This is a genomic window from Pseudomonas sp. Pse79, assembly GCF_024519615.1.
Classification (GTDB): domain Bacteria; phylum Pseudomonadota; class Gammaproteobacteria; order Pseudomonadales; family Pseudomonadaceae; genus Aquipseudomonas; species Aquipseudomonas veronii.
In genome coordinates, this window is sequence record NZ_JALJRR010000030.1 from 8,314 (window position 1) to 34,872 (window position 26,559).

At 60.3% G+C, this 26,559-nt stretch carries 24 protein-coding genes, 4 tRNA genes and 1 riboswitch; of the genes, 17 read left to right on the top strand and 11 right to left on the bottom strand.

Translation table 11 applies throughout. The features are described from left to right. The first annotated feature begins 193 nt into the window (after positions 1-193). The 8 genes from NR164_RS26585 (at position 194) to astE (ending at position 9,261) form a co-directional block, all read left to right on the top strand. Complete coding sequence (locus NR164_RS26585; protein ID WP_017849213.1) at positions 194-1,174, top strand: GlxA family transcriptional regulator; 981 nt, start codon at positions 194-196, stop codon at positions 1,172-1,174. 267 nt (positions 1,175-1,441) lie between these two features. Continuing rightward, complete coding sequence (locus NR164_RS26590; RefSeq protein ID WP_046382325.1) at positions 1,442-2,662, top strand: aspartate aminotransferase family protein; 1,221 nt, start codon at positions 1,442-1,444, stop codon at positions 2,660-2,662. A 204-nt stretch (positions 2,663-2,866) separates the two neighbouring features. Beyond that, positions 2,867-3,886 carry an arginine/ornithine succinyltransferase subunit alpha gene (gene aruF, locus NR164_RS26595; protein ID WP_017849211.1) on the top strand — a complete coding sequence of 340 codons (1,020 nt, stop codon included), beginning with the start codon at positions 2,867-2,869 and terminating at the stop codon, positions 3,884-3,886. A gap of 50 nt (positions 3,887-3,936) precedes the next feature. Next, the gene (astA, locus tag NR164_RS26600) at positions 3,937-4,962 is read left to right on the top strand and encodes an arginine N-succinyltransferase (RefSeq protein ID WP_017849210.1); all 1,026 of its coding nucleotides are present in this window, start codon (positions 3,937-3,939) and stop codon (positions 4,960-4,962) included. Further along, positions 4,959-6,428: a succinylglutamate-semialdehyde dehydrogenase gene (gene astD, locus NR164_RS26605; protein ID WP_162231510.1), complete on the top strand. Its 1,470-nt coding sequence runs from the start codon at positions 4,959-4,961 to the stop codon at positions 6,426-6,428. Before astA ends, astD begins: the two co-directional genes overlap by 4 nt. A gap of 156 nt (positions 6,429-6,584) precedes the next feature. After that, a complete protein-coding gene (gene astB / locus NR164_RS26610) occupies positions 6,585-7,931 on the top strand; it encodes an N-succinylarginine dihydrolase (RefSeq protein WP_017849208.1) in 1,347 nt (448 codons plus the stop codon). Positions 7,932-7,954: 23 nt separating this feature from the next. Then, positions 7,955-8,245 carry a hypothetical protein gene (locus NR164_RS26615; RefSeq protein ID WP_017849207.1) on the top strand — a complete coding sequence of 97 codons (291 nt, stop codon included), beginning with the start codon at positions 7,955-7,957 and terminating at the stop codon, positions 8,243-8,245. Between the two features lie 11 nt (positions 8,246-8,256). Next, positions 8,257-9,261, top strand: coding sequence for a succinylglutamate desuccinylase (gene astE, locus NR164_RS26620; protein ID WP_017849206.1), 1,005 nt, complete (start codon positions 8,257-8,259; stop codon positions 9,259-9,261). A 132-nt stretch (positions 9,262-9,393) separates the two neighbouring features. Here astE and NR164_RS26625 read toward each other — a convergent pair whose 3' ends face one another. Further along, entirely contained in the window at positions 9,394-9,903 is a 510-nt protein-coding gene (locus NR164_RS26625) for a 6,7-dimethyl-8-ribityllumazine synthase (protein WP_017849205.1), read from the bottom strand. Between the two features lie 113 nt (positions 9,904-10,016). Further along, a riboswitch (FMN riboswitch) is annotated at positions 10,017-10,186 on the bottom strand. Between the two features lie 190 nt (positions 10,187-10,376). Between NR164_RS26625 and ltaE the strand changes: the two genes are divergently transcribed. From ltaE to mgtE, 8 genes are all read left to right on the top strand, one after another. Further along, positions 10,377-11,381 (top strand): low-specificity L-threonine aldolase, encoded by a 1,005-nt coding sequence (gene ltaE, locus NR164_RS26630; RefSeq protein WP_079444548.1) that lies wholly within the window; start codon positions 10,377-10,379, stop codon positions 11,379-11,381. 146 nt (positions 11,382-11,527) lie between these two features. Further along, positions 11,528-14,146, top strand: a complete 2,619-nt coding sequence (gene alaS / locus NR164_RS26635; protein ID WP_256823493.1) for an alanine--tRNA ligase — start codon at positions 11,528-11,530, stop codon at positions 14,144-14,146. A gap of 97 nt (positions 14,147-14,243) precedes the next feature. Next, positions 14,244-15,485, top strand: a complete 1,242-nt coding sequence (locus NR164_RS26640; protein ID WP_017849202.1) for an aspartate kinase — start codon at positions 14,244-14,246, stop codon at positions 15,483-15,485. Between the two features lie 173 nt (positions 15,486-15,658). Further along, the gene (gene csrA, locus NR164_RS26645) at positions 15,659-15,847 is read left to right on the top strand and encodes a carbon storage regulator CsrA (protein WP_003175645.1); all 189 of its coding nucleotides are present in this window, start codon (positions 15,659-15,661) and stop codon (positions 15,845-15,847) included. 62 nt (positions 15,848-15,909) lie between these two features. After that, positions 15,910-16,000, top strand: a tRNA-Ser gene (locus NR164_RS26650). A 108-nt stretch (positions 16,001-16,108) separates the two neighbouring features. Beyond that, positions 16,109-16,185: transfer RNA gene (locus tag NR164_RS26655), tRNA-Arg, on the top strand. Between the two features lie 72 nt (positions 16,186-16,257). Continuing rightward, positions 16,258-16,334: transfer RNA gene (locus NR164_RS26660), tRNA-Arg, on the top strand. A 336-nt stretch (positions 16,335-16,670) separates the two neighbouring features. Continuing rightward, complete coding sequence (gene mgtE, locus NR164_RS26665; protein ID WP_046382330.1) at positions 16,671-18,113, top strand: magnesium transporter; 1,443 nt, start codon at positions 16,671-16,673, stop codon at positions 18,111-18,113. 102 nt (positions 18,114-18,215) lie between these two features. Here the strand turns inward: mgtE and NR164_RS26670 are convergent, their stop codons facing one another. The 3 genes from NR164_RS26670 to NR164_RS26680 all read right to left on the bottom strand — a co-directional run bounded on the left by NR164_RS26670 (position 18,216) and on the right by NR164_RS26680 (position 19,350). Further along, complete coding sequence (locus NR164_RS26670; protein ID WP_017849200.1) at positions 18,216-18,542, bottom strand: Arc family DNA-binding protein; 327 nt, start codon at positions 18,540-18,542, stop codon at positions 18,216-18,218. Positions 18,543-18,931: 389 nt separating this feature from the next. Next, positions 18,932-19,111 (bottom strand): PA3371 family protein, encoded by a 180-nt coding sequence (locus NR164_RS26675; protein ID WP_017849199.1) that lies wholly within the window; start codon positions 19,109-19,111, stop codon positions 18,932-18,934. An 11-nt stretch (positions 19,112-19,122) separates the two neighbouring features. Further along, positions 19,123-19,350, bottom strand: coding sequence for a hypothetical protein (locus tag NR164_RS26680; protein ID WP_017849198.1), 228 nt, complete (start codon positions 19,348-19,350; stop codon positions 19,123-19,125). A gap of 324 nt (positions 19,351-19,674) precedes the next feature. On the opposite strand from NR164_RS26680, the gene NR164_RS26685 reads away from it, so the two are divergent. Then, positions 19,675-19,751, top strand: a tRNA-Arg gene (locus tag NR164_RS26685). A gap of 260 nt (positions 19,752-20,011) precedes the next feature. Here NR164_RS26685 and NR164_RS26690 read toward each other — a convergent pair. The 7 genes from NR164_RS26690 to NR164_RS26725 form a co-directional block, all read right to left on the bottom strand. Continuing rightward, a complete protein-coding gene (locus NR164_RS26690) occupies positions 20,012-20,377 on the bottom strand; it encodes a YidH family protein (RefSeq protein ID WP_046382334.1) in 366 nt (121 codons plus the stop codon). Between the two features lie 200 nt (positions 20,378-20,577). After that, entirely contained in the window at positions 20,578-20,766 is a 189-nt protein-coding gene (locus NR164_RS26700) for a DUF2892 domain-containing protein (protein WP_017849187.1), read from the bottom strand. A gap of 13 nt (positions 20,767-20,779) precedes the next feature. Then, positions 20,780-21,199: a DUF6691 family protein gene (locus NR164_RS26705; protein WP_017849186.1), complete on the bottom strand. Its 420-nt coding sequence runs from the start codon at positions 21,197-21,199 to the stop codon at positions 20,780-20,782. Continuing rightward, positions 21,196-21,636: a YeeE/YedE family protein gene (locus tag NR164_RS26710; protein ID WP_017849185.1), complete on the bottom strand. Its 441-nt coding sequence runs from the start codon at positions 21,634-21,636 to the stop codon at positions 21,196-21,198. The genes NR164_RS26705 and NR164_RS26710 overlap by 4 nt, the downstream gene beginning before the upstream one ends. Continuing rightward, entirely contained in the window at positions 21,633-21,947 is a 315-nt protein-coding gene (locus NR164_RS26715) for a metalloregulator ArsR/SmtB family transcription factor (RefSeq protein WP_046385196.1), read from the bottom strand. Before NR164_RS26715 ends, NR164_RS26710 begins: the two co-directional genes overlap by 4 nt. Before the next feature lie 279 nt (positions 21,948-22,226). Next, complete coding sequence (locus tag NR164_RS26720; protein ID WP_256823494.1) at positions 22,227-23,513, bottom strand: carbohydrate porin; 1,287 nt, start codon at positions 23,511-23,513, stop codon at positions 22,227-22,229. 138 nt (positions 23,514-23,651) lie between these two features. Then, positions 23,652-26,048, bottom strand: coding sequence for a membrane-bound PQQ-dependent dehydrogenase, glucose/quinate/shikimate family (locus tag NR164_RS26725; protein ID WP_256823495.1), 2,397 nt, complete (start codon positions 26,046-26,048; stop codon positions 23,652-23,654). Positions 26,049-26,559: the final 511 nt, after the last annotated feature.

Below are 26,559 nucleotides of genomic sequence, written 5' to 3' on the forward strand. Positions count from 1 at the left end.
GGAGGGGGCTTGCCCCCGATAGCAGTCTGTCAGTTGATACATCTGGTGACTGATACACCGCAATCGGGGGCAAGTCGAATCGTCGCACCGCCCCTCCCACATTGGATGTTCATCGTTTTTGAGATTTGTGTTCGTTTACGGGCTAGCATTGGCCCACGGCTTCTTTCACTGTTTTTGCTTCGGATAGCCCTCCATGACTGCCCATCGAATTGGTTTCCTGATTTGGCCCAGCACAAAAGCACTGACGCTTGCGCTGGCTGAGGAGGCCTTGCGCGTTGCTCAGCGGGTGCATCCGGAGGTGGTCTATGAACTGTCGTTTCTGCAGGCCGAACCGCAGACCGATGGCGCCTGGCAACTGCCCGGCGGGCCGTGGGCCGGCAAGCTCGAAGGCTTCCAGAAACTGTTCCTGCTGGCCGACGAGCCGCCCACCGCGATCGCTTCGCAGCTCAGCACCGCGCTCAAGCAACTGGTGCGCGCCGGGTGTGTGATCGGCGGCTTGTCGGCCGGTGTCTACCCGCTGGCTCATCTCGGTCTGCTCGACGGCTACCGCGCCGCCGTGCATTGGCGCTGGCAGGACGATTTCGCCGAGCGCTTCCCCAAGGTCATCGCCACCAGCCATCTGTTCGACTGGGACCGCGATCGCCTGACCGCCTGTGGCGGCATGTCGGTACTCGACCTGTTGCTGGCGGTGCTGGCCCGTGATCACGGCGCCGAGCTGGCCGGTGCGGTGTCCGAGGAACTGGTGGTGGAGCGCATCCGCGAAGGCGGCGAGCGCCAGCGCATCCCTCTGCAAAACCGCCTGGGCTCGAGCCATCCGAAGCTGACCCAGGCGGTGCTGTTGATGGAGGCCAACATTGAGGAACCGCTGACCACCGACGAAATCGCCCAGCATGTCTGCGTGTCGCGACGACAACTGGAACGCATCTTCAAGCAATACCTCAATCGCGTCCCCAGCCAGTATTACCTGGAACTGCGCCTGAACAAGGCCCGCCAGATGCTGATGCAAACCAGCAAGTCGATCATCCAGATCGGCCTGTCCTGCGGCTTCTCCTCGGGGCCGCACTTCTCCAGCGCCTACCGCAATTTCTTCGGCGCCACCCCCCGCGAAGACCGCAACCAGCGACGCAGCAGCAGCCCGTTCGAGTTGTCGTCGGTGCCGTCCGAACGCGGTTGATCTCACCCGCGCGATCCCTGGGGTAGATAGATAGCCGGCCGCCGGCCAAGTTACGCCTATCCTGCTCGACCACCTGCCGCTGTGCCCCGGTAGCGTTTAAACTGCGCCATTGCGATGCTATTTGTCGCATTGGCGTAAACCCGCCAAAATCGCGGGTTGGCGCTATAAGAAGTTGTCGCTTGGCGGCAAGGCCGCGCTGAAAACTGTCCTTACAATCCCTGCATCGCCCGCCAGTTCCAGGCAGGCGTTCCTCTTCAGGAGACTCCGATGTCCGTTGAGCAAGCCCCGGTGCAACGTGCCGATTTCGACCAGGTCATGGTGCCCAATTACGCACCTGCCGCATTCATCCCCGTGCGCGGCGCAGGTTCGCGCGTGTGGGACCAGGCGGGTCGCGAGCTGATCGACTTTGCCGGCGGCATCGCGGTCAATGTTTTGGGCCATGCCCACCCGGCGCTGGTCGGTGCGTTGACCGAACAGGCCCACAAGCTGTGGCACGTCTCCAACGTCTTCACCAATGAGCCGGCCCTGCGCCTGGCCCACAAGTTGATCGACGCCACCTTTGCCGAGCGTGTGTTCTTCTGCAACTCCGGCGCTGAAGCCAACGAGGCTGCGTTCAAGCTGGCCCGTCGCGTGGCGTTCGACCGCTTCGGCAGCGAGAAATACGAGATCATCGCCGCCCTCAACAGCTTCCACGGCCGTACCCTGTTCACCGTCAACGTCGGTGGCCAGTCGAAGTACTCCGACGGCTTCGGGCCGAAGATCACCGGCATCACCCATGTGCCGTTCAATGACCTGGCCGCGCTGAAAGCCGCCGTGTCGGACAAGACCTGCGCCGTGGTGCTGGAACCGGTGCAAGGCGAGGGCGGCGTGCTGCCGGCCGAGCTGGCCTACCTGCAAGGCGCCCGCGAACTGTGCGACGCCCACGACGCGCTGCTGGTGTTCGACGAAGTGCAGACCGGCATGGGCCGCAGCGGCCACCTGTTCGCCTACCAGCACTACGGTGTGGTGCCGGACATTCTCACCAGTGCCAAGAGCCTGGGCGGCGGTTTCCCGATTGCCGCGATGCTCACCACGGAAGCCTTGGCCAAGCACTTGGTGGTCGGCACCCACGGCACCACCTACGGCGGCAACCCGCTGGCGTGTGCGGTGGCGGGGGCGGTGATCGATGTGATCAACACGCCTGAAGTGCTGGCCGGCGTCAACGCCAAGCACGACCTGTTCAAGGCCCGCCTGGAACAGATCGGCAAACAATACGGGATCTTCAGCGAAGTGCGCGGCCTCGGCCTGCTGCTCGGTTGCGTGTTGAGCGACGCCTGGAAAGGCAAGGCCAAGGACGTGTTCAACGCGGCCGAGAAAGAAAACCTGATGATCCTGCAAGCCGGCCCCGACGTGGTGCGTTTCGCGCCGAGCCTGGTGGTGGAGGATGCGGACATCAATGAAGGCCTGGACCGTTTTGAGCGTGCTGTTAAAACACTGACCCAAGCCTGATACACATTTATCTGTCGGACTGGGTCGAATGTGGGAGGGGGCTTGCCCCCGATAGCAGTCTGTCAGTTGATACATCTGGTGACTGATACACCGCTATCGGGGGCAAGTCGAATCGTCGCACCGCCCCTCCCACATTGGATATGTGTTGTTCCTGACCTGTCCGGTACTTTTTCCTATGAGTTTTTCGAGTTAAGGAGTGACACCATGCTGGTGATGCGCCCCGCGCAAATGGCTGATCTGGGCGAGGTGCAGCGTCTGGCTGCGGACAGCCCGATTGGTGTCACCTCCTTGCCGGACGATGTGGAGCGCCTGAGCGACAAGATCGCCGCCAGCGAAGCGTCCTTCGCTGCCGAGGTCAGTTTCAACGGTGAAGAAAGCTATTTCTTCGTGCTCGAAGACACCGAGACCGGCAAGCTCGTCGGCTGTTCGGCCATCGTCGCCTCGGCCGGCTACTCGGAACCGTTCTACAGCTTCCGTAACGAGACCTTCGTCCACGCCTCCCGCGAGCTGAAGATCCACAACAAGATCCACGTGCTTTCCCAGTGCCACGACCTCACCGGTAACAGCCTGCTCACCAGCTTCTACGTGGTGCCGGAGCTGGTCGGTTCGCCGTGGTCGGAACTCAATTCCCGCGGCCGCCTGTTGTTCGTCGCCAGCCATCCCGAGCGCTTCGCCGACTCGGTGGTGACCGAGATTGTCGGCTACAGCGACGAGAACGGTGATTCGCCGTTCTGGGACGCCATCGGACGCAACTTCTTCGACCTCAACTACGCCGCCGCCGAGCGCCTGTGCGGGCTGAAAAGCCGCACGTTCCTCGCCGAGCTGATGCCGCACTACCCGATCTACGTGCCGCTGCTGCCGGACGAAGCCCAGGAAGCCATGGGCCAGGTGCATCCGCGTGCGCAGATCACCTTCGACATCCTCATGCGCGAAGGCTTCGAGACCGATCACTACATCGACATCTTCGACGGCGGCCCGACGCTGCACGCGCGGGTCTCGGGCATTCGCTCGATCGCCCAGAGCCGCGTGGTGCCGGTGAAGATCGGCGAGAGGGTCAAGGGTGTCGGCCGCCAGTACCTGGTGAGCAACGCGCAGTTGCAGGATTACCGCGCGGTGCTGCTGGAGCTGGACTACGCGCCCGGCAAACCGGTGACCCTGGACCTGGAAGCGGCCGAAGCCCTGGGCGTCGGCGAAGGCGCCAGCGTGCGTTTGGTTGCGGTTTAACGCAGAGTTTTGCGGGTGGCCTGAGCGGGCGGCCCGCCTGAGGAGATAGCATGATCGTTCGTCCCGTACGCAGCAGCGATTTACCGGCCCTGATTGATCTGGCGCGCAGCACCGGCACCGGCCTGACCACCTTGCCGGCCAACGAAGAGCGCCTGACCCACCGGGTCGGCTGGGCCGAAAAAACCTTCCGCGGCGAAGCCGGGCGCGGGGATGCCGACTACCTGTTCGTGCTGGAAAACGACGAAGGCCGCGTGGTGGGGATTTCCGCCATCGCCGGCGCCGTCGGCCTGCGCGAGCCCTGGTACAACTTCCGGGTCGGCCTGACCGTCAGCGCCTCCCAGGAGCTGAATATCTACCGTGAGATCCCGACGCTGTTCCTGGCCAACGACCTCACCGGCAACTCCGAACTGTGTTCGTTGTTCCTGCACGCCGATTACCGCAACGGCCTCAACGGCCGCATGCTGGCCAAGGCGCGCCTGCTGTTTATCGCGGAGTTCCCGCAGTTGTTCGGCAACAAGATCATCGCCGAGATGCGCGGCGTGTCCAATGAAGCCGGGCGTTCGCCGTTCTGGGAAAGCCTGGGCCGACACTTCTTCAAGATGGAATTCAGCCAGGCCGACTACCTCACCGGCGTGGGCAACAAAGCCTTTATCGCCGAGTTGATGCCGAAATTTCCGCTGTACAGCTGCTTCCTGTCCGAGGATGCGCGCAACGTGATCGGCAAGGTCCACCCGGATACCGAGCCGGCGCTGAGCATGCTCAAGAGCGAAGGGTTCAGCTACCAGGGCTATGTCGACATTTTCGACGCCGGCCCAGCGGTGGAGTGTGAGACCAGCAAGATCCGTGCGGTGCGCGACAGCCAGTCGCTGGTGTTGGCCATCGGCACGCCAGGCGACGACGCCACGCCGTTCCTGATCCATAACCGCAAGCGCGAAGAGTGCCGCATCACCGCCGCACCGGCCCGCCTGGCGGCAGGCACGCTGGTGGTCGATCCGTTGACCGCCAAGCGCCTGCAACTGGTGGTGGGCGATCAAGTGCGTGCCGTACCGTTGTCTGCTGCTCGGGAGTCGAAATAATGAATTCGCTGTATATCGCAGGTAGTTGGCTGGCTGGCCAGGGTGAGTTGTTCGAATCGCGCAACCCGGTGACCCAGCACGTGCTGTGGGCCGGCAATGGCGCCAGCGCCGAGCAGGTCGAATCCGCCGTGCAGGCGGCGCGCCAGGCGTTTCCGGCGTGGGCCCGGCGCTCGTTGGAAGAGCGCATCGGTGTGCTCGAAGCCTTCGCCAATACCTTGAAAAGCCGCGCCGATGAAATCGCCCGCTGCATCGGTGAAGAAACCGGCAAGCCCCTGTGGGAATCGGCCACCGAAGTCACCAGCATGGCCAACAAGATCGCAATCTCGGTGCAAAGCTACCGCGAGCGTACCGGCGAGAAGAGCGGCCCGCTGGGCGACGCCACCGCCGTGCTGCGCCACAAGCCTCACGGCGTGGTGGCGGTGTTTGGCCCTTACAACTTCCCCGGTCACCTGCCCAATGGGCATATCGTCCCGGCGTTGCTGGCGGGCAATACCGTGCTGTTCAAACCCAGCGAGTTGACCCCGAAAGTCGCCGAGCTGACCGTGCAATGCTGGATCGAAGCCGGCCTGCCGGCGGGCGTGTTGAACCTGCTGCAAGGTGCGCGGGAAACCGGAATCGCCCTGGCGGCCAACCCGGGTATCGACGGGTTGTTCTTCACCGGCTCCAGCCGCACCGGCAATCACCTGCACCAGCAGTTCTCCGGGCGCCCGGACAAGATCCTGGCCCTGGAAATGGGCGGTAACAACCCGCTGGTGGTGGATCAAGTGGCCGACGTGGATGCGGCGGTCTACACCATCATCCAATCGGCGTTTATCTCGGCCGGCCAACGTTGCACCTGTGCCCGTCGCTTGCTGGTGCCCGAAGGCGCCTGGGGCGATGCGCTGCTGGCGCGGCTGGTGGCGGTCAGCGCGACGATTGCGGTTGGTGCGTTCGACCAGCAACCGGCGCCGTTCATGGGCTCGGTGATTTCCCTGGCGGCGGCGAAAGCCTTGATGGACGCCCAGGAACTGCTGTTGGCCAACGGCGCCGTGGCGCTGCTGGAAATGACCCAGCCGCAGGCTCAGGCCGCGTTGTTGACCCCGGGCATCATTGACGTGACCGAAGTGAGCGAGCGCGCCGATGAAGAGCTGTTCGGCCCGCTGTTGCAGGTGATCCGCTACGCTGATTTCGCCGCGGCGATTGCCGAGGCCAACAACACCCAGTACGGCCTGGCCGCCGGTTTGTTGTCGGACTCCGAAGCGCGCTACCAGCAATTCTGGCTGGAAAGCCGCGCCGGGATCGTCAACTGGAACAAACAACTGACCGGCGCCGCCAGTACCGCGCCGTTCGGTGGTGTCGGGGCTTCGGGCAATCATCGCGCCAGCGCCTATTACGCAGCGGATTATTGCGCGTACCCGGTGGCGTCCCTGGAAACCCCAAGCCTGGTGCTGCCAGCCACACTCACCCCCGGCATTACACTGATCTAAAGGTGGGAGGGGGCTTGCTCCCGATAGCGGTGGATCAGTCACCTGATTCATCAACTGGCAGACTGCTATCGGGGGCAAGCCCCCTCCCACATTAGGTCGGTGGTGTATTCAAGTCATTAGATGCCTATAAAAACAGATGTTCGTGGAGCCTCGCCGATGAAATCCTATGAAGTCAATTTTGACGGTCTAGTGGGGCCGACCCATAACTACGGCGGTTTGTCCTACGGCAACGTCGCGTCCCAGAGCAACAGCCAGCAAGCTTCCAACCCCAAGGAAGCGGCGTTGCAGGGCCTGCAGAAAATGAAAGCGCTGATGGACATGGGCTTTGTGCAAGGCGTGCTGGCGCCGCAGGAACGCCCGGACGTGGCTGCCTTGCGCAACCTCGGCTTCAGCGGCAGCGATGCCCAGGTCATCCAGCACGCGGCCAAGCACGCCATGCCATTGCTGGTCGCCAGTTGCTCGGCGTCGAGCATGTGGGTGGCCAACGCCGCCACCGTCAGCCCGAGCGCCGACACGGCGGATGGCCGCGTGCATTTCACCGCCGCCAACCTCAACTGCAAATACCACCGCAGCATCGAACACCCGACCACCAGCCGCGTATTGGGGGCGATGTTTGCCGATGCGAAACACTTCGCCCACCACGCCGCGTTGCCGGCGGTGGCGCAGTTCGGCGACGAAGGCGCGGCCAACCACACACGTTTCTGCCGTGACTATGGCGAGGCCGGCGTGGAGTTTTTCGTGTTCGGCCGCAGCGCGTTCGACACCCGTTACCCGGCGCCGCAGAAGTACCCGGCGCGCCAGACCCTCGAAGCCTCCCAGGCCGTCGCCCGCCTGCATGGCCTGAAGGAGGCTGGCGTGGTCTTCGCCCAGCAGAACCCGGCGGTGATCGATGCCGGCGTGTTCCACAACGACGTGATCGCGGTGGGCAATGGCGAAATGCTGTTCTATCACGAGGACGCGTTCCTCAACACCGAGACGATGCTTGCCGAGTTGCAGGCCAAGTTGGGCAAACTGGGCGGCAACTTCCAGTCGGTGTGCGTGCCGCGTGCCCAGGTCAGCGTCGAAGACGCGGTGCGTTCCTACCTGTTCAACAGCCAATTGCTGACCCGCGCCGACGGCTCGATGCTGTTGATCGTGCCGGAAGAGTGCCGCGCCAACGCACGTGTCTGGCAGTATCTGCAAGGTCTGACCGCTGCCGGTGGTTTGATCCGCGAGGTCAAGGTCTTCGACCTCAAGCAAAGCATGCAGAACGGCGGCGGCCCGGCGTGCCTGCGTTTGCGCGTGGCGTTGAACGAAACCGAGCTGGCGGCGGTGAACCCAGGGGTTATCATGACCGCGCCGTTGTATGAAACGCTGACCCAGTGGGTCGACAAGCACTACCGCGACAGCCTGCGCGAAAGCGACCTGGCTGACCCGCAATTGCTGCTTGAATGCCGGACGGCATTGGATGAACTGACGCAAATCCTTAAACTGGGCGCGGTATATCCTTTCCAGATCAATTAACGCCACACGGCCGAGAGCTATTTATGAGCACCGATACCCTGCAACTGATCCTTGAAGACACCGACGGCACCCAGCTGCAAACCTCCTGCACCCGCGTTGCCGTGATCTGGCAGGGCAAGGAAGTCTGGATTCAGCACGACGGCCGTGGCCAACTGCTGATCGGTGTGGACGTGGAAGAAGGCGACGCCGAGTACGCCAACCTGCTGATGCGCCCACTGGCCACCAACCTGATGAGCCTGCAACTGGAAATGGAACCGGCCGACGTTGAGGGTGATGACGACGATCACGTCCACGGCCCAGGCTGCAACCACTAAGGAAGCTGCTTATGCTCGCCCTCGGCAAACTCCTTGAACTGACTCTCGCTGGTCGTGAACCGGCGCAAAAAATTCAACTGACTGTCGACGGCGTGCAGATGCGCTGGCTCAGCGAAGGCGCGCTCGAAGTGCGCCCGCCGCAAGCGCGGGACAACGGCAGCGACGTGCTGCTGTCGTCCGGCATCCACGGCAACGAGACCGCGCCGATCGAACTGCTCGACCGCCTGTTGCATGGCATCGCCCGTGGGCAGATCAAACCCCGCACCCGTATTCTGTTCCTGTTCGGCAACCCCGAGGCCATGCGCCGCGGCGAGCGTTACCTCGAACTGGACGTCAACCGGCTGTTCAACGGTCGTCACGAAAAAAATATCGGCCCTGAAGCCATGCGCGCCGCCGAGCTGGAACAATTGGCCCGCAGCTTCTTCAGCCTGCCTGGCCGCTCGCGCCTGCATTACGACCTGCACACCGCCATTCGCGGCTCGAAGGTCGAGCAGTTCGCCCTCTACCCGTGGAAGGACGGGCGCCAGCATTCGCGCCACGAACTGGCCCGCTTGCGCGCCGCCGGTATGCAGGCGGTGCTGCTGCAGAACAAAGCTTCGATCACCTTCTCCGCCTTTACCTATGAGCAACTGGGCGCCGAGGCCTTTACCCTGGAATTGGGCAAGGCGCGGCCATTCGGGCAGAACCAGGATGTGGACGTGTCGCGCCTGGAAACCCGGCTGACGCAGATCATCGAAGGCACCGAGCCGGACACCGGCAGCCTGGATGGCCTGCAGCTGTTTGCCGTGTCCCGCGAAGTCATCAAGCACAGCGATGCATTCCTGTTGCACCTGCCGGCGGACGTGGAAAACTTTTCGCCGTTGGCCCAGGGCTATCTGCTCGCCGAAGACGTCGCCAAGACCCGCTGGGTGATCGAGGAGGAGGGCGCACGCATCATCTTCCCGAACCCGAAGGTGAAGAATGGCTTGCGCGCAGGGATATTGATCGTGCCGACCACGGACGCCGGGCTGGCGTAGATCTCAGCCTTAACCGGATCTAAATGTGGGAGGGGGCTTGCCCCCGATTGCGGTGTAACTGTCAGAAAATTTTTAACTGACAGACCGCTATCGGGGGCAAGCCCCCTCCCACATTTTGTTTTGCGGTGTTGCTTAAACTGCTACGGCACGCGGCTCGCTGCGGCGGATCGCACGCACCTTGTGCAAGGTGTCGGCACAGGTACGCGCCGCTTCCTGGCCTTTGTGTACGAAGTGATCATGGAAGAAGGCGTGGTGCTCGCTGCCAGCGTGGAAGTGGTGCGGGGTCAGAGACACCGAGAACACCGGCACTTCGGTTTCCAGCTGAACCTGCATCAGGCCGCTGACCACCGATTGGGCGACGAATTCGTGGCGGTAGATGCCGCCGTCCACCACCAGGGCCGCGGCGACGATGCCGGCGTAACGGCCGGTCTTGGCCAGCAGCTTGGCGTGCAGGGGCATTTCAAAGGCGCCGCCGACTTCGAAGAAATCGATGTCCGATTCCTGGTAACCCAGGGCGATCATTTCGCTGAGAAAGCCTTTGCGCGATTGGTCGACAATATCCTTGTGCCAGCAGGCCTGGATAAACGCGACGCGCTCGCCGTGATGGTTTTTGCTTTTGCTGTCGATTGCGGTGGGTTGCATGTTCTGACTCCTGTTTAAGAAAAAAACAGGGCGTTATGAATCGAATGGGATTTAAGGGTACGAACAGCTGGGTCATGCAGGCATGAACTCAGCGCGCGGCCCTTTTGCGCCAATCCCGTTCTCTCTTCATCCGGACTATGACCGTCGGCCCCGGGATCACACCGGGTCTGCTGACCTTGTCGCCGTCCTGCCGGAGCAGTTCGAGGCGCCAAGCGCTCGCGGGCTATGCACATTGCGCGCAATTACCGCCGGTGGGGAATTGCACCCCGCCCTGAGAACGTTGCCGCCAGAACCCTGGCGGCGGAGAGTTTTTAACATGGTTTTTCAGAAACTGCACGATTGCCGTATCGATAGCCTATATCGGTTTGTTTGATTGATATTCGATTGACGCAGCATAGGGCTTGATATTCCGTGGCTTTACCCGCAGTAATCGTCAGTACGAAAGAACGCCCAACCCATCAGAGGCCAGTTTGATGACCGTGATAGACCTGCGCAGCGACACCGTGACCCAACCCACCCCCGGCATGCTCGATGCGATGGCCAGCGCCGTCAGCGGCGATGACGTGTATGGCGAAGACCCCAGCGTCAACCGCCTGGAGGCCGAACTGGCCAAGCGCCTGGGGTTCGCCGCGGCGTTGTTCGTGCCCACCGGCACCATGAGCAACCTGCTGGCGTTGATGGCCCACTGTGAGCGCGGCGAGGAATACATCGTCGGTCAGCAGGCCCACACCTATAAGTACGAAGGCGGCGGCGCGGCGGTGCTGGGTTCGATCCAGCCGCAACCACTGGAAGTGCAGGCGGACGGTTCCCTGGACCTGGATCAGGTGCTGGAAGCGATCAAACCCGATGATTTTCACTTCGCCCGCACCCGCCTGTTGGCGCTGGAGAACACCATGCAGGGCAAGGTGCTGCCGCTGGAGTACCTGGCCAGGGCACGTGCGTTTACCCGTGAACATGGCCTGGCCCTGCACCTGGACGGCGCGCGCCTCTACAACGCGGCGGTCAGGCTCGACGTGGACGCGCGGGAGATCACCCAGCATTTCGATTCGGTGTCGGTGTGCCTGTCCAAGGGCCTGGGCGCGCCGATTGGCTCGGTGTTGTGCGGCTCCACGGCGCTGATCGCCAAGGCGCGGCGTTTGCGCAAGATGGTCGGCGGCGGCATGCGCCAGGCCGGTTCCCTGGCGGCGGCGGGGCTGTATGCCCTTGACCATCAGGTGCAGCGCCTGGCCGACGACCACGCCAACGCCCAATGGCTGGGTGATGAACTGCGCAAGGCCGGGTATGCGGTGGAGCCGGTGCAGACCAACATGGTCTACGTGCAGCTCGGCGACCGGGCGCAGGCCCTGAAGACGTTTGCCGCCGAGCGCGGCATCAAGTTGAGCGCCGCACCGCGCCTGCGCATGGTCACGCACCTGGACGTGAGCCGTGCGCAGATCGAGCAAGTGGTGCAGGCATTCGTCGAGTTTTCTCGGAAATGACCGTGCAGACTGTCTAATTGACTGTTTCTATCACATAAACACGCTGTACCACCGGCAAAGGGCCGATATAATGCGGCCCTTTGCCGTCGCTCCGTCTGATGATGTTGCGCACTGGCCTTTGGCCTCAGACTCCGTGGAAGAACCTAATGAAAAGCGCAGAAATCCGTGAAGCCTTCCTTCGCTTCTTCGAAGAGCAAGGCCACACCCGTGTCGCCTCCAGCTCCTTGATCCCAGGCAATGACCCCACCCTGCTGTTCACCAACGCGGGGATGAACCAGTTCAAGGACTGCTTCCTGGGCCAGGAAAAGCGCGCCTATACCCGCGCGGTCAGCAGCCAGAAATGCGTGCGCGCCGGTGGCAAGCACAACGACCTGGAAAACGTCGGCTACACCGCCCGTCACCACACGTTTTTCGAAATGCTCGGCAACTTCAGCTTTGGCGACTATTTCAAGAAAGACGCGATCAACTTCGCCTGGACCTTCCTCACTGGCGTGCTGAAACTACCGAAGGAAAAGCTCTGGGTCACCGTCTACGCCAGCGATGACGAAGCCTACGACATCTGGACCCAGCAAGTCGGCGTGCCGCCTGAGCGCATGGTGCGTATCGGCGACAACAAGGGCGCGCCTTACGCCTCCGACAACTTCTGGACCATGGGCGACACCGGCCCGTGCGGCCCATGCACCGAGATTTTCTACGATCACGGCGCCGATATCTGGGGCGGCCCACCGGGCTCGCCGGAAGAAGACGGCGACCGTTACATCGAGATCTGGAACAACGTGTTCATGCAGTTCAACCGCACCGCCGATGGCGTGTTGCACCCGCTGCCGGCACCGTCGGTGGATACCGGCATGGGCCTGGAGCGGATCAGTGCGGTGATGCAGCACGTTCACTCCAACTACGAGATCGACCTGTTCCAGAGCCTGCTGGCCGCTGCGGCCAAGGCCATCGGTTGTGCCAATGAAGACCAGGCATCGCTCAAAGTGGTGGCTGACCACATCCGTTCCTGCGGTTTCCTGATTGCCGACGGCGTGCTGCCGTCCAATGAAGGCCGTGGCTACGTGCTGCGCCGTATCATCCGTCGCGCCTGCCGCCACGGTAACAAGCTGGGCGCCAACGGCAGCTTCTTCTACCAGATCGTCGCGGCGCTGGTCGCCGAGATGGGCGCAGCCTTCCCGGAACTCACCCAGAACCAGGCGCACGTCGAGCGCGTGCTCAAGGCCGAAGAAGAGCAGTTCGCCAAGACCCTGGAACAGGGCCTGAAAATCCTCGAGCAAGACCTCGCCGGCCTGCAGGGCAGCGTGGTGCCGGGCGATGTGGTGTTCAAACTCTACGACACCTACGGTTTCCCGATGGACCTGACCGGCGACATCGCCCGTGAGCGCAACCTGACCCTCGACGAGGAAGGTTTCGAACGCGAGATGGAAGCCCAGCGCGTGCGTGCCCGTTCCGCCAGTTCCTTCGGCATGGACTACAACAGCCTGGTCAAGGTTGACGTGGCCACCGAGTTCACCGGCTATACGGCCACCCACGGTTCGGCCAAAGTGATCGCGCTGTATAAAGACGGCCAGTCGGTCGACGTCCTGAATGAAGGCGATGACGGCGTGGTGGTCCTGGACCGGACGCCGTTCTATGCCGAATCCGGTGGTCAGATCGGCGACTGCGGTTTCCTCAAGGCGTCTTCCGGTCGTTTCGATGTGCGTGATACCACCAAGACCGGCGGCGCATTCCTGCACCACGGCGTATTGGCGTCGGGCAGCCTGATCGTCGGTTCGCCAGTGGACGCCCAGGTGGACGCCGACGTGCGCCACGCCACTGCGCTGAACCACTCGGCCACCCACTTGCTGCACGCGGCACTGCGCCAGGTGTTGGGCGAGCACGTCCAGCAGAAGGGTTCGTTGGTCGACAGCCAGCGCCTGCGTTTCGACTTCAGCCACTTCGAAGCGATCAAGCCTGCGCAGATCAAGGCCCTGGAAGACATCGTCAACGCCCAGGTGCGCAAGAACACCGCGGTGGAAACCGAGGAAACCGACATCGAGACCGCCAAGGCCAAGGGCGCCATGGCGCTGTTCGGCGAGAAGTACGGCGACAACGTGCGCGTCCTGAGCATGGGCGGCAACTTCTCGGTGGAACTGTGCGGGGGGATCCACGCCAACCGTACCGGCGACATCGGCCTGCTGAAAATCATCAGCGAAGGCGGTGTGGCGTCCGGTGTGCGTCGTATTGAAGCGGTGACCGGCGCTGCGGCCCTGGCCTACCTCAATGCGGGTGAAGAACAACTCAAGGAAGCGGCCAGCCTGGTCAAGGGCAGCCGTGACAACCTGATCGACAAACTGTCCGCCGTGCTGGAGCGCAACCGCGCCCTGGAGAAACAGCTGGAACAGTTGCAGGCCAAGGCGGCCAGCGCGGCAGGCGACGATCTGTCGGCTTCCGCCCAGGACGTCAAGGGCGTGAACGTCCTGGCGGCGCGCCTGGACGGCCAGGATGGCAAGGCGTTGTTGGCCTTGGTCGATCAGTTGAAGAACAAGCTCGGCCGCGCAGTGATCCTGCTCGGCAGTGTCCATGAGGATAAGGTCGTTCTGGTTGCCGGTGTAACCAAAGACCTGACTGGCCAACTCAAAGCCGGTGATTTGATGAAACAAGCCGCTGCGGCAGTGGGCGGGAAGGGCGGTGGTCGTCCGGACATGGCACAAGGCGGTGGTGTAGACGCCGGTGCCCTGGACGCGGCCCTGGCCCTGACCGTGCCGTTTGTCGAGGCTGGCATTTAAGGCGCTGTGAATGAGCCCGTGGTCTAGTCGCGGGCTCGCTCGGTTGCTGGAAGATTGGTTTATTGGGCGCCCCTTTACGGGCTGAGGCGGCTTAGAAATGGCTTTGATCGTACAGAAATTTGGAGGCACCTCGGTCGGCTCTGTCGAAAGAATCGAGCAGGTCGCCGACAAGGTTAAGAAATTCCGCGATGCCGGCGACGACCTCGTCGTGGTGCTGTCGGCCATGAGCGGCGAAACCAATCGCCTGATCGAACTGGCCAAGGCTATCAGCGGCGATCAACAACCGCTGCCGCGTGAGCTGGATGTGATCGTGTCCACCGGCGAGCAGGTGACCATTGGCCTGCTGGCCATGGCGCTGAACAAGCGCGGTGTGCCGGCAGTGTCCTACACTGGCAGTCAGGTGCGTATCCTCACCGACAGCGCGCACACCAAGGCGCGCATCCTGCAGATCGATGATCAGAAGATTCGCGCTGATCTGAAGGCCGGTCGTGTGGTAGTCGTCGCCGGTTTCCAGGGCGTCGACGAGCACGGCAATATCACCACCCTCGGGCGTGGCGGTTCGGACACCACCGGTGTGGCCCTGGCGGCCGCGCTCAAGGCTGACGAATGCCAGATCTACACCGATGTGGATGGCGTCTACACCACCGATCCGCGCGTGGTATCCGTGGCTCAGCGCCTGGACAAGATCACCTTCGAAGAGATGCTGGAAATGGCCAGCCTCGGTTCCAAGGTGTTGCAGATCCGCGCGGTGGAATTCGCCGGCAAGTACAACGTTCCGCTGCGCGTATTGCACAGCTTCAAAGAGGGTCCGGGCACCCTCATTACTATTGATGAAGAGGAATCCATGGAACAGCCGATCATTTCCGGCATCGCTTTCAACCGCGATGAAGCCAAGCTGACGATCCGTGGCGTGCCAGACACCCCGGGCGTGGCATTCAAGATCCTCGGCCCGATCAGTGGCGCGAACATTGAAGTCGACATGATCGTGCAGAACGTTTCGCACGATAACACCACCGATTTCACCTTCACCGTTCACCGCAACGAGTACGAAGCGGCCGAGCGTATCCTGCAGAACACTGCGAGCGGGATTGGCGCGCGTGAAGTGGTCGGCGATACCAAGATCGCCAAGGTGTCGATCGTGGGTGTGGGCATGCGTTCCCATGCCGGCGTTGCCAGCCGCATGTTCGAGGCCCTGGCCAAGGAAAGCATCAACATCCAGATGATCTCCACCTCGGAAATCAAAGTCTCGGTGGTGATCGAAGAGAAGTACCTGGAACTGGCTGTACGCGCACTGCATACCGCTTTTGAGTTGGACGCTCCGGCCCGACAGGGCGAGTGATGCAAGGCCAGGAAGGCGCGGTTTACCGCGCCTTTCATTTTTTTGTAGGGCGCATGTTGTTTTGCGTGGGCTCGACAATACTTAGCTGGTAGGGCTATGGCCGATGAGCCGTAGGTCGAAGGCCTTTTTTTGCAGACTGTTGTTCCTGAACTGAAGTGCGTGAGGTGAAAGGTATGTTGATTCTGACTCGTCGTTGCGCAGAAAGCCTGATTATTGGTGATGGAGAAATCACCGTGACCGTGCTCGGCGTCAAAGGCAATCAAGTGCGTATTGGGGTAAATGCTCCGAAAGAGGTAGCGGTCCACCGCGAGGAAATCTATCTGCGGATCAAGAAAGAGAAGGACGAAGAACCAAGCCTTTAATTTTTATCGTTTTTTATGTTTGCAAACGGGGATGAACGTGGTTAATATACGCCCCGTGTTGCGGAGAGCTGGCCGAGTGGCCGAAGGCGCTCCCCTGCTAAGGGAGTACACCTCAAAAGGGTGTCGGGGGTTCGAATCCCCCGTTCTCCGCCATTATTTGCTTAGTACGTTGCAATCTGGATTTATCGATAAGTTGTTGAAATTAATCGAAAAAATCGCTTTACATAGAGATTGAACGGCCTATAATGCGCGGCAACAAATGCACTCGTAGCTCAGCTGGATAGAGTACTCGGCTACGAACCGAGCGGTCACAGGTTCGAATCCTGTCGAGTGCACCATTTAAGAGTCAGTTGCAGCAATGCAGGTGATTCGGTTACAACCAGTTGTGATCTGGTCTAAAAACACAATCTGCACTCGTAGCTCAGCTGGATAGAGTACTCGGCTACGAACCGAGCGGTCACAGGTTCGAATCCTGTCGAGTGCACCATACAAACAAAAAGCCCGCCTAGTGCGGGCTTTTTGCCGTCTGGGGTTTGTAGGATCAAACCTTTTCTTCCCGCGCCATGTGTTTTCCATTCGCGTGGCAGCGTCGCAATTCATAGATGCGGCCAATTCTCAGCTTTGGCTCGCAAGCGCTTGTTCTTACCAGTTTTTTGACGTTAAAAGCGGCGGGCGGTGTATCATTGCGCCCGTCAGCCCCGCCGGGGCTTGTGGAACACCTCCATGGACTTACCCAGTAGTTACTCAGTACCCCGTTTTACCAATCATGAATTGACTGATTGATCCTTCCGGCGTGCCCCGCTGCTGGGAGTGGAGCTCGCCTATGACCGAAGTAGAAGTAAAGAAAACACAAGAAAGCCTGCAGGATCGCCTGGCTCAAGTCATTGAGCTGCTGCAGCGCCAGCGCGTGGTCGAAGAGCTCACGCACCGCCAGGAAGGTCCGCACCACGACCGCGTCGAAAACCTGGTTCATCGGCAAAACCTCGTCGAGTTGCAACGCAAGCTCGATGATCTGCACTCCGCCGACGTCGCTTATATCCTTGAAGCCTTGCCGCTGGATGATCGACTGACCCTCTGGCAGTTGGTCAAGGCCGACCGCGACGGCGACATCCTGCTCGAAGTATCCGACTCCGTCCGTGAAACCCTGATCGCCGACATGGATGATCACGAGCTCCTGGCCGCGGCCCGGGAGATGGACGCCGACGAACTGGCCGACCTGGCCCCCGAACTGCCCCGTGATGTTGTCCATGAGCTGATGGAAGCCCTCGACAGCCAGCAGCGTGAGCGCGTGCGCTCCGCGCTGTCCTATGACGAGGATCAGGTCGGTGCCCTGATGGACTTCGAGATGGTCACCATCCGCGAAGACGTCAGCCTGGAAGTGGTACTGCGTTACCTGCGCCGCCTGAAAGAGCTGCCAGGGCACACCGACAAGCTGTTCGTGGTCGACTACGAAGGCATTCTCAAGGGCGTGCTGCCGATCAAGCGCCTGCTGGTCAACGACCCGGAGAAGAAGGTTGCGGACGTGATGGCCAGCGATCCGGTGGGTTTCCATCCGGATGAAGACGCCTACGACGCCGCCCAGGCCTTCGAACGTTACGACTTGATCTCGGCCCCGGTGGTCGACAAGAACGGCAAGCTGATCGGCCGTCTGACCATCGATGAAATGGTCGACCTGATCCGTGAAGAAAGTGAAACCGAAGTCCTCAACATGGCGGGTCTGCGTGAAGAGGAAGATATTTTTGCCTCGGTCTGGCGCTCCCTGCGTAACCGCTGGGCGTGGCTGGCCGTAAACCTGATCACCGCGTTCATCGCTTCGCGGGTGATCGGGCTGTTCGAAGGTTCGATCGAAAAGCTGGTGGCACTGGCGGCGTTGATGCCAATCGTTGCCGGGATCGGCGGTAACTCCGGCAACCAGACCATTACCATGATCGTGCGCGCCATGGCGCTCGACCAGGTCAATACCGGCAACACCTCGCGCCTGATGCGCAAGGAATTGGCGGTGGCGCTGATCAATGGCGTGGTGTGGGGCGGGGTGATCGGGATCGTGGCCTACTTGCTGTACGGCAGTTGGTCGCTGGGGGTGGTGATGACCGCCGCCATGACCCTTAACCTGCTGTTGGCGGCCTTGATGGGGGTGCTGATCCCCATGACCCTGGCACGCCTTGGGCGCGACCCAGCCATGGGCGCCAGTGTGATGATTACCGCCATGACCGACAGCGGCGGCTTCTTCATCTTCCTTGGCCTGGCGACGATCTTCCTGCTCTGACCCCTCGCGGCGGGGGCAACCCAGCCCCCGCCCAGTACTGCCTTCCCGAATTGCGCGCAAAAAAAAGCCAGCACATGGCTGGCTTCGGCTTTCAGGAACAAATCATTCGGCTTCTGCGGCCGCCTCAACGTCGTGCGCAATAAGCGAGACAAGGGCATTTTGCTGGCGGTGGGAGAGCTGACGAAAACGCTGCAGCAGTTCGCGTTCGTGCAGTGACAGCTCAGGGCTGTCCAGGCGCATGCTTAGCTCTTCGCCCAACGCACCTTCCTGAATGAGGCTCTGCTCCAGGCGCGCGATGATTTCGGAGTTCATGCTGCGGTGATGATTGCGAGCCACCTCGGCAATGCGTTCCCGCATTCCGTCTGGCAGACGTACGACGAACTTGTCAGCCGTACGGCTGGAATAAATTGCCTGTTTCAATGGGCGCATATATTTAACCGGTTAGTTCAGGGGAGCGGTTATTGGAATTGGCCGCAAGATGAGTGTTAAGACAAGGCTCACGACCAAAGTTCAACCTGAATTGCAAAGAGGCCGCATCATGCCTCAGTTTTGCCGGTTCCTTGGCGTCAATTCTGTGACAAATATTGAACTGCCTAAAGGCTTTATGCCAGTACTGATTTGCTTTTTTGCGGACTGGTTGGAAAACTTTTTTGCGAGCGATCGTCACAATTCATCGTCCCGCAAGCCGTTGCTGCCAAGGGGTTTGGGGCGCATATCGTATCGTGATATGGCCTTTTGCCCTTGTTTTTAAGACTAGTGGCAATTTGCCGATTTACTAGTGCGAGGCGACATAAGGTAGGTGTACCGGCGAGCGAAAATCAGCGCAGCACGGGGTCGAATCTGATTCGGCGGCCGACGATCAGCGTCAACAGCAGGAAGCTGCCGAACACGACGCTGGTGATGAGGGCGGTGGTGCGAGCGTCCTGGGACGAGGTAGACATGCCCAGCACGGCAGTCACGACGGTCAGGCACAAAAACAGCCAGGCGGCTTTGGACATGGAAGGCTTCCTCAGAAAACCCAGTGTTCAGTTGCGGGCGCGGCCTGAGTGCTTTGGGCCAGGCGCACGGGCGATTGCGGGTTGGCCGTCATCACCGCCAATTGCGGACGTTGTTGCAGATGATGCGGCACGGGCTGGCGGATCTGCGCGGTGTCATCGCTACCGTTCGACTGAAAATGAAACATCACCAGTGCGGCCAGGGCGACGGTATTGAGAGCCAACAGAAGGGTGCTGTTCATCGTCATCTTCTCCGCAGCGGGTCCAGCCGAATGGTTTTGTAGGAGAGGTATTGCAGATGCCGTGCCAATGTTTTATTTCAATAAAATCAATGGTTTGAGTTTAATCTAAACAGCGCTCGGGTTGCAATTTGCAATGCTGGCATTTTGGCGTAGTGCATTTTGCACGATGGCCTCGAATGCCCGGGTTTGCTGGGCGAAACCGTGATCCGTGGCGCAAGCATTGGCTTACACTCAAAAAGCCCACGGACGACATGACAAAACCCACCTCGGCCGTTAACATGCACGCCGTCCGTCGCAGCGCCGTTGGCCCGATGGTTGTCATTTGTCCCAGTAGCTCAATTGGATAGAGCATCCCCCTCCTAAGGGGAAGGTTGGCCGTTCGAACCGGCCCTGGGACACCATATAAATAAAGCCTCGCGCGCCGATCCACTGCCAGCTCATTTTTCCCCGTGACAGCAGGGTGACAGCAACAGGCCAACAAAAAGCCCCGCCGGGTATTGCTCCGGCGGGGCTTTTTTGTTTTTGAATGGGCGACTCACTTAATCAGGGTCCAAAGGTGAGCCAGGGTCACACTCGTTCGTTTGCTCGTCGAGAGATGCTCGACTGCACCCGTCTACCGCCCATCGAGGAGGTCGAGTGAAGTCATGCAGGCCAGTCTTGCTCACATCATGAACAAATAGGCCATGAGCAAAACGCCAAGAATTGCAGTGATGACATTGATGCCAGGGCCGGTATTGACGCTGTAGCCAAGGGGGATCTCAACGGGTTTGAGGGTCTTGACCACCTTTTTGTATTGCCAGGATGACCAGCAGGCAACCCAGGAGCCCAGCATCAGAAAGGCCAGCCCGATCCAGAACGAAAAATGTTTTCCGGGAGAGCCCGGAGCGTCCGGTTTCAGCATCTGGAGCAGTAGCCCGGATCGTTCAATCACAAAGCCAAATGCCATCAGCGAAAGGCTGGTTCGGTTCCATGCGAGCAACGTGCGCTCGGCGGCAAAGAACACGCGCGGATCGTTCAGGTCGGACATTGAGATTTCCTTGTTCACACAGCTTTTGAAACGACGCCACGCAGAATAGCTTTAAACAAAACCACTCGAGGTGTCCGTTGATAGATCCAGCTGTTGGGATCAACGCACATATGCCCAGCGTAGCGTCCCGTGCTTGGCGCATAGCCACAAAATCGGCTGCGCCAATGCCCTCGTGCACGTGAACGCTATGGGGTTTTTGCTCAGCAACGGTTACAGGTTTGGATGCCCAGCAACCTGTACAAAGGGCAGAAACGGAAAATACCGGTAGCCAATGGCACTAAGCCGATCCAGCCCCACCAGCCGATCACGCCCGACAGACTGAGGCCAATGAGAACCAGGCCGACGACAATGCGCAGGCTACGGTCAATGGTTCCAAGGTTCGCTTTCATGACGATCTCCCGATCAGTGGTTGCGCCGGGTCTCCAGCGCAGTAAACAACAACATGCCGGCCAGCATGGCCAACATGAACACGATTGCTTGCCAGCGTCCTGTCAGCAGAATTGCCACCGCAGGGCCTGGACAGATGCCTGCTATTCCCCAGCCGATGCCGAACAGCAGGCTGCCGCCGATCAGGCGCGGGTCCAACTCACGCTTGGTCGGCAGTTGCATTGGCTTTCCCAGCAGCGAGCGGGATTGGTGGCGCGCCCAGGTCAGCGGGCCAATGGCGACGCCAATCGCCCCGATCATGACCAGCGCGAGGGAAGGGTCCCAGGCACCGGCCAGATCCAGGAAAGCCAATACTTTGCTCGGGTTGGCCATGCCTGCCAGCAGCAGTCCCAGGCCAAACAGCAGGCCAGCAATGAATGCGGTCAGTTTGTTCATATCCAGGCTCCCAGCAGATGACGCAGGACAAATACGCTAAGGAAACCGCTGAACATGAAGCAGGCAGTGGCGACCATCGATCGCGGCGAAAGGCGCGATATGCCGCACACGCCGTGGCCGCTGGTGCAACCTGAACCGTAGCGTGTACCGATACCCACCAATACACCGGCGACGATCAGCCCGACCCCGCCGCTCTGGAATTCAATCGGCGGCAGCGCGGCGAACAAGCCCCATAGAAGCGGCGCGACGAGCAGGCCGAGGAGAAACAGCGCTTTCTCACCCGCACCTTCGCTGCCCCGTTGTAAAAGACTGCCGATCAAACCGCTGATGCCGGCGATACGCCCGTTGGCGACGACGAAAAGGCTGGCCGCCAGGCCAATCAATGCGCCGCCTGCAAGGGATGACCAGGGAGTGAAGTTGAGCCAGTCGATATTCATGAGGCTTCTCCAGCGCAAAATTGTTGATACAAGGTTTGAATGACTGCCAATGCCGCCGGGCTGCAGATGCGATAGAACACCTGCTTTCCTTCTCGGCGCGTATCCACCAGGCCTTCGCGGCGCAGCACCGCCAACTGCTGAGAAAGCGTCGGTTGTTGTATCCCGAGCAGCGACTCCAGATCGCCGACATTGCGCTCGCCTTGGGATAGCTGGCAGAGCAGGATCAAGCGATCCGGATTGGCCAGAGCCTTGAGGAATTGGCTGGCAGCATCGGCGTTGGCGTGAAGCCGCTGGAGATCTGATTCGAGCATACGATTGATCACTAATTGTTCAGTTGGTCAAATTATAGTATATAAAAATAATAAGTGTATACCGGCGCTGATCTGAATTCGTCACTGGCAGGAGAGGTCGATGGGTAAGTCGGGGGCTAAAGGCGGAGCTTGGGTCGGGCGGGGAGCGCCGGAGAAGGTCGGACAGTCGGCCCGCGTAGCGCTTGAGCACGTATTGATTGCGCTGCAAGCTGAGATATCCGACCGCGTGTGCGATTGCGAAAGGGCACCGAATGGATGCCCCCTGTGCGAACGACGTTGTTAAAACGTCGCCTTGACCTGTAACCCCGCCGCCAGCGCGTTGTCACGCTTTTTGCCGGAGAACGCGCCGGGCTCGATGTAGTACTGCAGATCGGGGCGCAGCAGCAGCCAAGGTGTGACCTGTGCGCCGTAGTTGAGCTCAAGCATCTGCTCGCCGTTGTCGAGGTTGGCGATCATCTCGGCGTCTTCGAGGTTGGTCGCCTTGGCTTCTTGCACATCCCGTGTGCGCGAGTTGAGCACGGCGCGCCCATAGCCAAAAGAGATGGAGTCGTTCGAGCGGCTCGCGAAAGGCTTTTGTTTGACCAGGCCCACCGAATACCAGCGGCGCATCGGCGAGGTCGCCGCGTTGCTGCTGGCCGCTTGGCCGAAGAGGCGTAGTACGCTTTGCGGGTCTTGCTCATCCCGCCAGATGGCTTGGTCAATCAACACATAGGCGCCGGTACGGTTGTCGCTCTTTTGCGTACTGCCGATCTTGGGGGCGTTGGAGGTGTCGTAGTACCAACCGACTTTGTATTGGCCGTTCAGGAAGGCGTTGTTATTGAAGATCGCCTCCAGTGGCAAAATCGCTCCCGTAGTGCCGTTGCTGGGCATGGAGAACGCTTTGGACGAGCGCGTGTTGTATTCCGGGTTGACTTGGAATACGGCGGTTTGCAGCGTCAGCGACGGGTTGACATCGTAACGCAGCTCGCCGCCCCAATGTGCTGTCGGGTAGTTGCCCCAGCCACTGCCGCTCGACATGGTCAGTGGGTGTGCACAAAAACCGGCACTCACAAAGTTGCTCAAGATGGGCATACCACCGAAATCGGTGCCCATCACCATGAAGCCGAGTTTGGTGGAGAGGGCCGGCGAAAACAGGTTGCGTTGATAACTGAACTCGGTCAGCCGGGTGTATTCGCCGCCATAGTTTTCTTGCGACGACAGGCGGTTTCCGAGCAAGTCTTCGGTGGCGCTGTGGCCGCGACGGTCGTTAACCAGCAGTTGCACGCGTCCCGCATCGGGGCTGTCGAGCAACTTACTCAGATCAAACTGGGCGCCTATGCGTATTTGTTGTGAATAGCGGGTGCCGCGCTTGATCCCGCCATGCAAGTTGGAAATCGTTTCGGAACTGTAGTCACCGGTCAGTTTGATGCCCTTGTCGGTCAACTTTTGGCGTTCACCGCCCCAGTCGCCAGTGAGTGTAGAGCGGTTCATCAGATCGTCGGCCAGTGCCGGGGATGGGGCGAAAAGGCATAGGGACAAACCGCTGCACAGGCTGCTGGTCAGCATGGCGCGGAAAGAAAAAAGCATTTGGATGTGCTCCGTTACAGAGAAAGTGGGGGAATAGCTCAACGGCCCGCGTTGTTTATCGGTTGCACCGTTCTTTTGTGACTTGGAAAAATAACCCCCGTAAACGGGGGTTATTTTCATGCAGTGGCAACTAACGCATTACGGCTTGATGTTGTCCGGCAATGCATAAGCGATGATGTAATCACCGACGTCAGGCGAATGGCTCATGCCGCCGGCGGAGATGACCACGTACTGCTTCCCGGTGGTGGGCGACTGATAGATCAGTGGGGCGGCAACTGCGCCAACCGGCAGGCGGGCTTTCCAGACTTCTTTGCCGGTGGCCGAATCGAGCGCGCGCAGGTAGTAGTCCTGGGTACCCGCAAAGAACACCAGGCCAGAGGCTGTCGACGTCGGACCGCCGAGCGTCGGCATGCCCAGCGGAATCTGCAGGTGCGTCTTGATCCCCAGCGGGCCGGTGTCCTGCACGGTGCCCATGGGAACCTGCCAGAGCAGTTTCTGCGTATTGAGATCAATCGCACTCATGCTGCCGAAGGGCGGTGAGTTGCACGGCACGCCCAGTGGCGACTGGAGGATGTCGATTTTCACGCCGCCATAGATACCCGCGACTTGCGGGCGAATGGTGCCCATGAAACCCGGCACTTCATCGGTCGACACCTTGAACTTCTTGGTTTCTTCCTTGGTCACCAATGACATCCGCAGCGGCATCCGCATGTCGTTGACGAACATCGTGCCGGTGTTCTCATCGATGGAGATGCCACCCCAGTTCATCCCGCCCAGCAAGCCAGGCCATTCGATGTACGGCTTTTCAGTTGGCGGCGTAAACGGCCCCGCGTAAACCGAATCTTTGAACATGATCCGGCAATACAGTTGGTCGAATGTCGACACGCCCCACATCGACTTTTCAGTCAGTGGGTCGGCCCCGATCACCGGCATGCCGGCCGAGTACGGTTGCGTCGGCGACAAGTGTTCGCCTTCTGCCGCAGGAGAAGTCGGAACGGCACGCTCCTGCACCTCGGTGACCGGCTGGCCAGTACGACGATCCAGCACAAAAATCTGGCCGGTCTTGGTGGTCTGGATCAAGACCGGGGTTTTCACGCCTTGGGCATTCTTGATGTCATAGAGAACCGGCTGCGATGGCAGATCGTAATCCCATACATCATGGTGAATGAGCTGGTAGACCCATTTGGCTTTGCCGGTCGAGGCATCGACTGCCACGACGGCCGAACCAAATTTTTCTTTGACGGCGTTGCGATCACCGCCCCAATAGTCGGGCGGGCCATTGCCGGTCGGCAAGTAGACCAGGTTCAGCTCTTTATCGTAGGTCGGGATCGTCCATACGTTAGGTGTTTCCAGCGTGAACGGGTGATCGGCCGCGGTCGGGTCGGTGCCTTCGGGCGCGCCGACGTCCCATGCCCACACCAGCGCACCGCTCAGCACGTCGAAGGCACGCACGGCGCCGGAAGGCTCGCCTGCCACAATGTCGCGTACCCAACCGCCCACCACCGTGAGGTGGCCCATGACCACAGGCAGGGAGGTCGGGTGGTAGCGCTTGCTGTTCTCGGTCGGGCCCATGCCTTTCTTGAGATCGACGTAACCGTTGTCACCAAAACTCTGGCACAAGGCGCCGGTGTGCGCGTCAAGTGCAAACAGGCGGGCATCCACCGACGACACCAGAATACGCTGGCGACATTGCTGCTGATCGGTATACGAGGCCTTGACCGCCGCGCTCAGGCTGTCGTCTTTATCGATGTCGTAATAGCCCACGCCACGGCACGTCACATGCTCTTCGCTTTTGGCGTGAGGGTCGAACGTCCAGATCGCCTTGCCCGTATCGCCATCCAGCGCGGTGATCAGGTTTTCCGGGGTGCACGAATACAGCACGTTGCCGATCTGCAGCGGGGTGTTTTCATCAACGCCAGCGCCGGCGCCGGTGGTCCTACGTCCGGTTCTGTAGGTCCAGGCTACTTGCAGGTCCTTGACGTTTCCCGGCGTGATCTGCGTGTAAGGCGCAAACCGCGTCCCTGACGCATTGCGCCCGAAGAACTCCCAGTTTTCAGGTGCGCTGGCGGGGCTCGTGGCCTTGCTCGAGTCAGTCGCGGCCACAGGGTTCGAGATCCCGCCGTGCGGGTAGAACGCCGCAATGAAGGTGGCGATCAAGGCCAGGAATACGGCGAAGCCGAATCGGTTCGCCGTGCGCCGGGTGCTCAAGGCTGTTTCCGGGAATGCGGCACCGACCCACAAGCTGAGGGTCAGGATGATCGCCGGCACCACCAGGCGCGGCAGCAGTTGCCAGTAGCTGAACTGACCCACTTCGTAGAACGCCCACACACAGGTGGCGAGGAATATGACGACGGAGAGGGCGATGCTGATAGGTTTACGCAAGACAAACAGTGCCGCCAACAACAGATAGGCGAGGCCAGCCAGCAAGTAATAACTCGACCCGTCGAGTGCTACCAGCTTGAATCCGCCATAAATCAACGCCAGTGCCACGGCAAAAACAAGCAGGGAAAACAGTCCCCTTGCAATAGTGCTCATTGAGGATCTTCCAGAGTGAGATCGATGATCGTCTGTCATATTTGTATATGCTCAGTTGGGGAAATACGTAACGGTTTGCGCTATTTACCAACAACTTGGCCGAATATTGAGTTCGGCCTTTAGTTGGCCGGGTGCGGTTCTTCCATGATCCCGATAGGCTGGCTTGCCGACGGCAAGCGAGCTTTGGAAATCAGCGTAATAATTGGCCATCCCCGTATTCATGGTCTGGATGCCGACACTCTTTCGCCCCAGCCCTCCACGTTGAAAGCGCCGTTCGATAACGAACGGGATGCTTAATAGAGGCTGATTGAGTTTCGGCAGGAGGGATAACGAAAACGTTGGCGGCTGTATTACGCCCGCTTGACGACTGTCCACGTGCTCAGTCGCGAGTGAATCGTTCCGAAGGCTCTGTCGGCCTTGTTCGGGTTACATGCTTTACTCCGACTGATTCGCTGGTTAATCGCGGTGGATTAACGCGTAGACCAGTCTATAGCGCTGGTTTTTTGGATAA